General features: G+C 72.4%; 9 protein-coding genes. 5 read left to right on the top strand and 4 right to left on the bottom strand.

Annotated elements, in window-relative coordinates; translation table 11 throughout:
- Positions 1-25: 25 nt before the first annotated feature.
- Complete coding sequence (locus ACZ7JA_RS28435) at positions 26-781, top strand: chorismate synthase (protein ID WP_470811174.1); 756 nt, start codon at positions 26-28, stop codon at positions 779-781.
- A complete protein-coding gene (gene menC, locus ACZ7JA_RS28440; RefSeq protein ID WP_389298652.1) occupies positions 778-1,887 on the top strand; it encodes an o-succinylbenzoate synthase in 1,110 nt (369 codons plus the stop codon). Before ACZ7JA_RS28435 ends, menC begins: the two co-directional genes overlap by 4 nt.
- Before the next feature lie 388 nt (positions 1,888-2,275).
- Here the strand turns inward: menC and ACZ7JA_RS28445 are convergent, their stop codons facing one another.
- The 3 genes from ACZ7JA_RS28445 to ACZ7JA_RS28455 form a co-directional block, all read right to left on the bottom strand.
- Positions 2,276-3,625, bottom strand: coding sequence for a S28 family serine protease (locus ACZ7JA_RS28445; protein ID WP_470811176.1), 1,350 nt, complete (start codon positions 3,623-3,625; stop codon positions 2,276-2,278).
- Positions 3,626-4,176: 551 nt separating this feature from the next.
- Positions 4,177-5,244, bottom strand: coding sequence for a pentapeptide repeat-containing protein (locus ACZ7JA_RS28450; protein ID WP_470811350.1), 1,068 nt, complete (start codon positions 5,242-5,244; stop codon positions 4,177-4,179).
- A gap of 291 nt (positions 5,245-5,535) precedes the next feature.
- Positions 5,536-5,724, bottom strand: a complete 189-nt coding sequence (locus ACZ7JA_RS28455; RefSeq protein WP_470811178.1) for a hypothetical protein — start codon at positions 5,722-5,724, stop codon at positions 5,536-5,538.
- Positions 5,725-6,006: 282 nt separating this feature from the next.
- On the opposite strand from ACZ7JA_RS28455, the gene ACZ7JA_RS28460 reads away from it, so the two are divergent.
- Positions 6,007-6,975, top strand: a complete 969-nt coding sequence (locus tag ACZ7JA_RS28460; protein WP_470811180.1) for a hypothetical protein — start codon at positions 6,007-6,009, stop codon at positions 6,973-6,975.
- Positions 6,976-7,217: 242 nt separating this feature from the next.
- On the opposite strand, the gene pdxR is transcribed toward ACZ7JA_RS28460, so the two are convergent.
- Positions 7,218-8,882, bottom strand: a complete 1,665-nt coding sequence (pdxR, locus tag ACZ7JA_RS28465) for a MocR-like pyridoxine biosynthesis transcription factor PdxR (RefSeq protein WP_470811182.1) — start codon at positions 8,880-8,882, stop codon at positions 7,218-7,220.
- 20 nt (positions 8,883-8,902) lie between these two features.
- Here pdxR and ACZ7JA_RS28470 point away from each other — a divergent pair, with 20 nt between their 5' ends.
- Together ACZ7JA_RS28470 and ACZ7JA_RS28475 are read left to right on the top strand one after the other, a co-directional pair.
- Positions 8,903-9,847 carry an EamA family transporter gene (locus ACZ7JA_RS28470; RefSeq protein WP_470811184.1) on the top strand — a complete coding sequence of 315 codons (945 nt, stop codon included), beginning with the start codon at positions 8,903-8,905 and terminating at the stop codon, positions 9,845-9,847.
- Positions 9,848-10,305: 458 nt separating this feature from the next.
- Entirely contained in the window at positions 10,306-10,971 is a 666-nt protein-coding gene (locus tag ACZ7JA_RS28475) for an HAD family hydrolase (RefSeq protein ID WP_351666972.1), read from the top strand.
- The last annotated feature ends 53 nt before the right edge of the window (positions 10,972-11,024 follow it).

Genomic DNA, 11,024 nt, shown 5'->3' on the forward strand with positions numbered 1-11,024 from the left:
TGCGTCGCCTGGCGACACTCGTGCCATGACAGCAGAAGTCACCATCCGTACCGTCCACAACGTCACCGGGTTCGCGGCCGTGTCCGACTACTTCAGCGACGTCTGGCAGACCCCCCGCACCGCCCCGCCCTATCCGGCCGAGGTCCTGCACAGCCTGGTGCATGCCGGAGGTGCCGTGCACGCGGCCTACGACGGCCCGCGCCTCGCCGGGGCGTCCGTGGCCGTGCTCGGTCCCGAGCGCAGCACATACTCGCTGGTCGCCGCCGCCGACCGGGGGCTCGGACTGCAGGTGAAGCAGGCCCAGCGGGACTGGGCGGCCGGGCTCGGCGCCCACACCATGCGCTGGACGTTCGACCCGCTGGTCGCCCGCAACGCCCGCTTCAACCTCGTCAAGCTGGGTGCCGTCGGCACGGAATATCTGGTCGACTTCTACGGCCCCATGGCTGACGGCGTGAACGACGGCGACGAGAGCGACCGGCTGACGGTGACCTGGGACCTGACCGCGCAGAGCGAGCCGTCCGGCGTCGACAGCCAGGGGCCCGTCGTCCGCATGGCTCCGGACGGCGGCCCGCTCGCCCGCCGGGACCCGGACGGCCGGCACCTGTGGTGCCGCGTCCCCGACGACGTCGTCAAGCTGCGCGCCGCGGAGCCCGCCCTGGCGCTGCGCTGGCGGTACGCCGTGCGCGAGGTGTTCCTCGATGCCTTCCAGGAGGGATTCCGGGCCACGGGGATGTCCCGCGACGGCTGGTACACGCTCTCGCACGAGGAGGCCGCGGCGTGAAGCTCGAACGCGTCGACATCGTGCACGTCGCGATCCCGCTCGTGACCCCCTTCCGCACCTCCTTCGGCACGATGACCACGAAGGACACCTTCCTGCTGCACGTCGTCACCGACGAGGCGGAGGGCTGGTCGGAGTTCGCCGCCGACCCGGAGCCCCTGTACTGCTCGGAGTTCGTCGCCGGAGCCGAGATCGTGCTGCGCGACTTCCTGCTCCCCCGGGCGGCCGCCCTGCCGCACCTCACCACGGTCGCACTGGCCCCGGCGCTGGCGAAGGTCAAGGGGCACGAGCTGGCTAAGGCGGCCCTGGAGACGGCGGTACTCGACGCCGAGCTGCGGGCCTACGGCATGCCGCTCGCCACCTACTTGGGCGCCGTACGGGACCGAGTGCCCGCCGGAGTCTCCGTCGGCATCAAGAACTCCGTTGCCGAGCTGCTGGACGACGTCGAGCGCTACCTCGCCGAGGGCTACGTCCGCATCAAGCTGAAGATCGAGCCGGGCTGGGACGTCGAGCCCGTCCGCGCGGTCCGCGAGCGCTTCGGCGGCGCGCTGCCCCTGCAGGTCGACGCGAACACGGCCTACACCCTCGCGGACGTGGAGCATTTGCGGCGACTCGACGAGTACGGGCTGCTGCTGATCGAGGAGCCGCTTGAGGAGAACAACCTGCACGCCCACGCCCAGCTGCAGAAGCGGCTGCGCACCCCGGTCTGCCTGGACGAGTCCCTGCACCACGCACGGGACACCGCCGCCGCGATCGCCATGGACGCCTGCCGGGTGGTCAACGTCAAACCGGCCCGGGTCGGCGGCTACCTGGAGGCCCGCCGCGTCCACGACGTGGCGCAGGCGCACGGGGTGCCGGTGTGGTGCGGCGGCATGCTGGAGACGGGCATCGGCCGCGCCCCCAACCTCGCCCTGGCCGCCCTGCCCGGATTCACCCTCCCCGGCGACACCTCCGCCTCCTCTCGCTACTTCACCGAGGACATCACCGAGCCGTTCGTCCTCGACGGCGGCCATCTCCCCGTCCCGGACACCCCCGGCATAGGCGTGGAGCCGCTGCCCGGGGCCCTGCGCCGGGTCACCAGGGAGCGGCGGCCCCTGTACCCGGCATGATTCACGTCGGCTAGGCGGTGCGGCCGCTGCGTCTGGGCGGCCCGAGCGTGGTGGTGGTCGGGTCCATCGCATGCCGATGGCGGCGAGCTGTTCGATGCGTTCCGGCGAGAGGGTGGCGGCTCTGGAGCATTGGTTGCTGATCCACCCCGCCCGACCGTCCGGACCGCCGCATCACCCTCATAGGGTTGCGCCCGCAGCCGCTCCGGCTGCTGCGTCTGGCCGCGGAGACCAACCCGGCCACCTTTCCTCTGGATCGCCTGCTCCGCGAAACGCCTGCCCTCGCGTGAGGGCACCGCATGCTCGCGAGCGGCAAGCAGCCAGTTGTCTTGTCTTCTGGCGGAGCCGCCGCTCATCGCGAGAACGTCGACGGCCCCTGCGCACTTCTTCTTCACGCCGAGGGCGACGTGCCCCCCGTCCAGCGGGTCAGCATGCCGATGGCCTCCGTACGGTCGGCGGGGGACAGTTCCGCGATCGCGGTGCTGTGGTTGGCGTCGGGCGCCCAGAGGAGACGTGAGTCTCTGACGCCGGGCCGGAAGGGCTCGGCGACCGAGGGGTCCTGGGCGCCGTTGACGAACAGCAACCGGCTGCCGTGGCGGTGGACCCAGCGGTCGATGTCCGGCATGGCGTCACGATCGAACCGCATGGGGATGTCGCGCGGAACGAAGGTACGGGGCTCGCCGGCGTCCGGGTAGCGCAGTAGTCCGGCCAAGTGTCGGGTGGGGAAACTGACGTACCCCAGCTGGGTGCCGAGTTGGTAGAAGTAAGGGATGTAGCGCTGCAGCGCCGTGTCGGCGTAGAGGGCCAGGCCCGTGATGTCGTCCAGCCACCTGTACAGCTCGTCGGCGCTACAGTTCGAGCCGGGTATGGCGGCGAGGTCCGCGGCCGTATTGCGCTGCCAGAACATGAACGGAGCTCGCAGGACGGCGATTTCGAGGGCTTTGTCGGCGCTGCCGACGACGCGGAACGAGGTGTTGTTCGCGGCGGCCCAGGACTCATAGCGGGCGACCAGGTCGGAGCGACGCAGCAGTGCCTGTTGCTGCACGGTCCGCAGGGCTTCGCGGCACTCCGCGCTGCCCACTCGCTCCAGGAACCGCGCGTAGGCGGTGTCGTCACGGTCGTTGACGTTGTTCGGGGCCGAGTAGGCCACCGTGCCGTCCACGTCGCCGGGGTGGAAGCGGCGGTGGTAGACGGTGGTCATGCCGCCTTTGCTGCTGCCGGTCGAGATCCACGCGCCGCGGTAGAGCCGGCGGAAGAGGCGGACGACGCGGTGGTGGTCGTCGGCTGCCTGACGGATGGCCAGCAGGGAGTGGTCGGCGTTCGCCGGGCGCGAGGTCCCGAAGAAGCGGTGCTCGACCTGAAGCTGGTTGCCGCCCAGCAGCACGGTCGGTTCAGCCCGCCGGGGCGTGAGCGACGCCTCATAGCCTGTGCTGAACAGGACGGTGGTGCGGTCGACGGAGGTGTGGAGCAGGGTCAGGCGCTGCTCGAAGGTCCCGGCCGCGGGGTTTGTGTGGTCTGCCGGCTGGCGCAGGCCGAGGACGAAAAAGCGGTACCCCGCCTCGGCGCCCTGGCGTTCCTCGATCACCCTCAGCCCCGGCAGGGCCCGCAGGGCGGTCAGGATGTCGCCGCCGAGGCGGTTGCGGGGCCTCCCCGCGGCAGTCGCGGGTGCGGCCGCCGTTACGGTGAGGCCTGCAGTCGCCGCCGCCGAGGTCAAAAGACGCCGTCTCGTCCACGTGTGCATGTGATTCCTCCTGTGCGGCGGCCGCAGCGACGGCACCGGGTACCCGAGCGGCGCAGCGGTCTCTTCCTCGGCCTGCTGACCGTTCCAGTACAGCCGTCGGGCGCTGTGGCGAGATCCCGCGTGCGGGGGGACTTTCTCCCCCGCGCGGGGGAGATCTTCCGCGAACGTCTCTCCGGTGTTGACGCGGTAGCTGCTGCGGGTCGTCGAGGGCCAGGCCGGGCTCCCGGCCCGCGGCTGTTGCGTCCGCTGCCACTCTCCGCCTGCGGTCCTTCCGGGCCGGTGCCTGTGGGGGCGCCGGTGATGATGCGCCCGTTTCGTCCCGCCGGATACGTGGCATCTTCCGGTCCGTTCTCGTGTCGACCGCCGTCGTCGCCGGATGTGGCTGTTGCGTGCGCGTGAGGGGCGGGTACCGCCCCGGGGCCCGCGCATCTTCCCGCCGGCTCATGCTCGGTCACGGTGCGGCTGTCGCCGGCCGGCGGCTGAGCAGTCCCGCCCGCATGGGCCCGCCCGCCCGGCCCGCTGCCACAGACCCATGCCCGCGCCGTGCTTGGTCAGGGAGTGGACCGCAGCGGTGGTGCCTGCCATGTCATCCCGGGTGGCTGGAGTAGGGGTGAGGGCTCGGGTCCGGGGTCGTCGGTGTCGACGACTCCAGCGGCCGTGTGGTCGAAGTCGGCGGGCCAGCGGGTGTGCTCGCTGGCCAGGGCGCCGGTCAGGCGTGCTTCGGCGAGGTTGGCGGTGCTCAGGTCGGTGCCGCGCAAGTCGGCCAGGCGGAGGTCGGCGCGGTGGAAGACCGCACCGTGGGCGGAGGCCTTGCGCAGGTTCGCCTCGCGCAGGTCCGTCTGGGTGAAGTCGGCGTCACGCAAGTCGGTTTCGACCAGCTTCGCGGCCCGTAGGTCGGCGAGAACGCAGCGAGCCCGGCGGAGAATCACCGTTGTGAGGTCGGCGTGTCGCAGGTTGACCGAGACCAGGGACGCCTGGGTCAGATTGGCGTGGTAGAGGCCCGCCGCTTCCATGCAAGCGCGGTCGAAGTTGACCTCGGGGAACCACAGTCCGTCGCAGTCGGCCCGGCGCAAGTCGGTGACGCTGAGATTGACCCAGGACTGCTCACGGTGCTGGCACAGCACGCCGAGCGCGGTCAGCGCCACCTGGGTGTCGGCGGCGCGGGTCTCCAGGGGTGCGATGTCGTTGATGGGCACGTCTGCCGCCGGTGATTCCGACCCGGCGGGTGGCCAGGGCTGGTGTGTACGCAGATACGCGGCCTGGATGGAGATGATGGCCTCCCGGTCGCGGGCGGACTGCTCCGCGATCCGCCACAGCGCGTGCAGCCCGCCGATGCGCACATCCAGCTTGTCGCTGCCGAGCTGGTCGACGGCCCGGCTGAACCGGTCGGTGACGTAGCCCTCCTGGGTGGCGCGCAAACCGTCCTGACTCACACGCAGTTGCCGCCAGGTGGCGTACGCGCCGAAAAGCACGACCAGGCCGCCGACCACCTGCAGAAGCGTCGTACGGACATCGTTCACCGCCTTCAGCCGATCCTGCGCGGCGACGCTCGCCCCGCCGAGATCGTGGTCGACCACCACCTCCGGCAGTACGACGAACACTGTGCCCAGAACGACCAGTCCTGCCACGGCCAGCAGACCTGCGGCTACACGACGCCTGACCAGCCCGTCGTGCCGTGCCCGCCGCCCGGGGTCTGGTTCCCCCATCTCCATGGGCATGAGAGCCTAGGCGCCGCTCAGAAGACGATCAAGAGTGCACGTGGCCTCCGGGGGCCGGGGCATGCGACATCGGGGCCGCGCACCCGCTGCCGCCCCGAGGCGCTTCGGCGTGCAACCGCTTCGCGGCCCGTCCCAGTCCTTCGGCGAGGGGCCGGGCTGCGATGGTGCGGTGGTGGAAGGTGATGCGCCGCGTCAGCTTGAGACGTCGACCGCCTTGGCCTGCCCGACCAGGACATCGAGCTGCGCGTCTGCGCGGGCGGCCACGTCCAAGGCCGCTTCCTCCTGGAACCGACGCCCGGCCACACTCCGCCTCTCCAGGCGCGGCTGGTCGCCGTCACCCTCGCCGACCAGGTTGGCTCCGCACTCCGCACCACCTGGCATCCTTATCAGGTCGATCGTGGGGGACGCCGACGTCGGTCAACGTCTCGGCTGACCGCCCACTGAGGTACGGCGTCGGCCGCCTGCTGTTCGTGCCCGGGTGTGGGACTGGTCGGACGTGACCTGCGGCTGATCATCCCTCATGTGCGGACAACGGCGGCTGATAGCGACGGGCTGCTCGGACCTCGTCGACAGCGCTTGGGAGATGATCCGACGCGCGTGTCGAGCAGTGGTCCTAGGGTTCAGGGATGCGGCGCTCCGGATAGGGGCGGGAAGGACTTGGGTATGTCGGGGTGGGAAGACGATCCGGTCTACCAGGCGATCGAGGAGGCGTTCCTGGACGGTGATCCGGACGACCAGCTAGGGGGTCTCCTCGATGTCCGTGCCGTGGTGGCGTCCCTGCCGCAGGGGGCGAAGGACGCGTTCGGGTTTGACGACGTTCCCTGGGGGCGGTTCCCACGCGGTCCCGAGACCCGGGCAGACCTGGAACACCTGCGAGACGTCGATGCCGAGGCCGCCCGCCACGGACTCCGCGGTCTGGAGGGCGAGTTGGCGAACAGCGCACGGTCGGCGTGCGCGCTGACCGTGCCGTTCCTCCTGCGCATCGGTGCCGATCCTCACGCCCACTTCCGCGCCGACATCCTGGTCATGGCGGCGGAGATCGCCCGCCAGACCACGGGCCCCGGCCTGTGTACACGCGAGGAGCTGCTGCGCGTCGCCTACGCCGACGGTGTCTGGATCAGCGAGCCGAGCGGCTACCCGGGGCACTGGTCGATCCAAGCCGCCCGCGACGCGATCACCGCGGACGCCGGCCTCGTCATGACGCTGCTCGCCGACCCCGAGCCGCATGTGCGCTGCGCGGCCGCCTACGCGCTGGCCGCCTCTTTCAGAAGCGAAAGCGATATTAAGGGCGCCTTGCGCACGAGGCTGAGCGCCGAGGACGACCCGGCCGTGCGCGCCGGTATGGTCCTTGCCCTCGCACAGCTGGCCCTCGAAGACGGTGACGCCGACGGCGAGGCATGGACCCGGATGCTGTGGTCCGACCCCGCGGTGCCGCGCGAGATGCGGGTGAGCGCCGCGCTGGGATGGCTGTGCCTGACCGATGCGGCCGTGCCGGACGAGTTGCGCACTGCCATGGACGAGTGTGCCACCGACGCCACTGCCCGGCTGATGGCGCCGCTGCCGTGGATGCGCGCGGTCGATCTCGGGGGTGACGCGGGACTGCAACGCTGCGTCCGAACGATGCTTGCCTGATACTGCTTGACCAGTGGCAGTCTGAGGTGTGCCACCGCCATCCCCCTGCTTGCCTCACAGCCGGTTCGGCGGCGTAGCCGTTACGCCAGGCCGGCCGAGCTGCTCGCCGTCAGGTCCACCGCATGCCGATCCTCCGGCTCCCGGAACAAGGCCCGCCCGGTCGGGCTCACCGTCGTCGCGTTCAGTTCCTCGCGCGGCGCGGCCCGCCAGGCTGCCCGTGGGTGTCCCGGGCTGCGGCGGGGTCAGGCGGCAGCGGGCAGGGCCCGCAGCGCCTCCCCGATGAGGGCGATGCCTTCCTCGATCTCGTGGGCGGCGCCCGCCGCGTAGCCGAGGATGAGGCCGGGTGGGCCGGGGGTGAGGCGGTGCCAGGACAGGGGGTGGGCCTTCACCTCCCGGGCGAGCGCGGCCGCGGCGAGGTCGGTGTCGCGGACGCGGCTGCCGGGCCCGTCGGTGAAGGTGACCATGAGGTGCAGTCCGGCGGCCGCCCCGTGGACGCGGGCGCCGGGCAGGTGTGCATCGACGGCCCGCACCATCACGTCCCGGCGCCTGCGGTGGCGGCGCCGGACGTGGCGCAGGTGCCGTTCGAGCTCGCCCGAGTCCATGAGCCGGGCCAGGACCAGTTGGGTGAGGATGCCGTTGCCGAGGTCGGCGTACCGCTTGGCGGTGACCAGGGCGTCGCGCAGGCGCGGCGGGACCAGGAGCCAGCCGACCCGCAGGGCGGGGGCGAGCAGCTTGGAGACGCTGCCCGCGTAGCAGACCCCGTCGGGCAGGAGGGAGCGCAGTGCCGGTACGGGGGGCCGGTCGTAGCGGTGCTCGGCGTCGTAGTCGTCCTCGATCACGACGCCGCCCTCGGCCGCCCAGCGCAGCAGCTCGCGTCGGCGTTCCCCGTCCAGGACCACGCCGGTGGGGAACTGGTGCGCCGGGGTCATCAGCACCGCCCGGGCCCCGCAGGCGCGCAGCGCGTCGACGTCCAGGCCGCCGGCGTCCACGGGGACGGGGACGGTCGTGTGGCCGCCGTACTCCAGCTGCTGACGGGCGCCGAGCGAGCCGGGGTCCTCGACGGCGACACGGTCGACGCCCTCGGCACGCAGCAGTTGCCCGAGCAGCCCCAGGGCCTGCGCCACACCGGCGACCACCACGACCTCGTCCGGGTCGGCGCGGATGCCGCGGTTGCGGGCCAGCCAGCCGACGACGGCCCGCCGCAGCGCGAGCGCTCCCTGGGGGCTGCCGTAGCCGAAGTCGGCTGGGGTGACGGCGGCGAGGACGGCGCGTTCGGCGCGCAGCCAGGCGGTCCGGGGAAAGGCGGCGAGGTCGGGCACGCCCGGGGAGAGGTCGATCCGGCAGGGCAGGCCGCGCAGGGCGTCGACGAGGCCGTCGCGGTGGGGGGAGGCGAAGAAGGCGTCGGGGAAGGGGGAGGCCCGATGCCCGGCGGCGGCGGGGGGTGACGAGGACGAAGGACGGCCGGTTGCCGAGGAGGCTGTGGGCGGTGCTGAAGGGGACGCCGGGGGCGCCGGGGCGGCGACGACCACCGTGCCGCCTCTGCCCCGGCCGGCGATCTGGCCTGACTCGGACAGCCGATGGTAGGCCTCGGTGACCACGCCCCGGGTGACGCGCAGCTCCTCGGCGAGCACGCGGCTGGCGGGGAGCCGCGTCCCGACCGGCAGCCGGCCGTCGGCGATGGCCGACCGCAGCCGGTCGGCGAGCCAGGCGGTCCGCCCGCCCGGGGGCGCGTCGGCGATGTCGAGCTGGAGGAAGTCGGAGCCGAGGGAGGCGCCGGGCCGAGACGGACGGCCGTCGGCCGCACCGCCGGCCCCGGAAGCCGTACCGGCCGATCTCACCGGCGCGTCCGCTGCGGCGGCTTTGGACCCCTCGGCCGACGGCTCTTTGGACCTGCCCATGGCGTCCATTGTGCGACCAGGGTGGACCCATGGACACCCCTTCCGCATCCTTCGCGCCCCTGGCCCCCGGCATGCTCGGGATGGTGCTGGTCGGCAGCAGCGTCAGCGTGTCGCACGCGCTCGTCGATGCGCCCCTGTTCACCGCCCAGGCCGTGCGCTACGCGGCCGCGACCGCGATCCTGCTGCTCCTCGCCCGGCTCGCCGGTACTCGCCCGGTCCGGCCGCGCGGCCGGGAGTGGCTGTGGCTGGCGGGGCTCGCGGTGACGGGGCTGGTGCTGTTCAACGTGGCCGTGGTGCGGGGCGTCGCGCATGCGGAGCCCGCGGTGATCGCGGTCGCGGTGGCGTCGGTGCCGGTGGTCCTCGGGGTCCTGGGCCCGCTGCTGGAACGGCGCGCTCCGAACCGGCAGGTGTTGCTGGCGGCGCCCGTGGTGGTGGCGGGCGCGGTCCTGGTGGAAGGCACGGGCCGTACGGATGCGGCCGGGGTGGCCTGGGCGGCCCTGGCCCTGGGCTGTGAGGCGGCGTTCACGCTGCTGGCGGTACCCGTGCTCGGCCGGCACACGCCCTGGGGGGTGTCGGTGCACGCGTCGTGGCTGGGAGCGGTACTGTTCACCGTCCTCGGCGTGACACGCGAAGGTCTCACGGCGGCGGGAGAGTTGACGGGAGCGCAGTGGGCGGCCGTGGGCTACCTCGCACTGCTGGTCACGGCGGTCGCCTTCGTGCTCTGGTACTCGACCGTACGCACTGTCGGCGCCGGTCGCGCGGGCCTACTCACGGGCATCGCCCCGCTCGCGGCGGCAGCGGCCGGCACGGCGACGGGCACGGGGGTGCCGGAATCCTCGGTGTGGCTGGGGATCGCGGTGGTGATCGGAGGGCTGGCCGGAGGACTGCGGCCGTCTCGGGCTCACGGCGCAGCCGCCTCCGTGGACACCGCGCCCCGCACAGCACCCTCGCCCACGTCGGCGGGCTCCAAGTAGGCACAGGTGCGACGGCCGACCGGAACTCCCGTGCCACGGGTGCGCGCCGGAGTCCCGCCGTCGAGCAACGTGACCGACGTCGGCGACGCCCCGGACAGGCGTCACCGATGGTTGTGCACCTGTGGCCGGCCGAGCGCACGCCGGCGCGGCGGTTCGAGGACCACCGGCTGTCGTACGACGTGCACCACCACCTCGCCGCCCAGACCCAGAGCCGGTCGGCTGGCGACCCGGTGGCCGTCGCGGCGACCTTCTCCGGAGGAGCCGCCACCCGCCACTTCGAAGTGCTGCGGCCCGGCTGCGCTGGTTCCCGATCCATGCCCCGAGCCGGGGCTGCCGCTCCTTCTCCTCGTCGCCGCCGCAGGTGCTTTCTGGGTACGCGAGCCGTAACCGTACCGACGATCGCCTTGTTGGTTCCGCGGTCTCCGTGTGGGTATCGGGCCGGCGGGTAGCCGGTGAGCGTGACCGCATCCGCCATCGCCGTCCTTGACATCGACGGGACACTCATCGACTCCAACTACCACCACGCCCTCGCCTGGTACCGGGCACTGCGCTCGGTGGGCGAGATTTATCCGGTGTGGCGGCTGCACCGGCTGATCGGGATGGGCGGGGACCAGTTGGTCACCGCTGTCGGTGGCGAGGAACTGGAACGCCGGGTGGGCGACCGGGCCAGGGAGCAGCAGGGCAGGGAGGTCGACGAGCTGCTGGAGGAGATGGCGCCGTTGCCCGGTGCTCGCGATCTCCTACTGGCGGTCAAAGAGCGCGGGCACCGGCTGGTGCTGGCCAGCTCTGCTCAGCAGCGTCACGTGGAGGTCTTTCTGGACATGCTGGACGCCCGTGACATCGTCGACGACTGGACCACCAGCGCCGATGTGGAGTCCTCCAAGCCGGCGCCGGATCTGCTGCAGGTGGCGCTGAAGAAGCTGGGAGCGCCGCCCGACGCGTCGAGTGTGATGGTCGGCGACTCGGTGTGGGACGTCGAGGCGGCCAAGAGAGCGGGGATGCCGGCGATCGTCGTCCGTTCCGGCGGCTTCGGGGACGACGAGCTGCGGAAGGCCGGCGCCATCGCCCTCTATGACACCCCGGGCGACCTCGCGAAGGCACTGGACGACACCCCGCTCGCCTGACGCCCCCACCGTCGCCGGGCCCGCCCGGTTGCGGCGCCCGATATCGGCCGCTC

It is taken from the genome of Streptomyces sp. NPDC038135, from assembly GCF_055601245.1.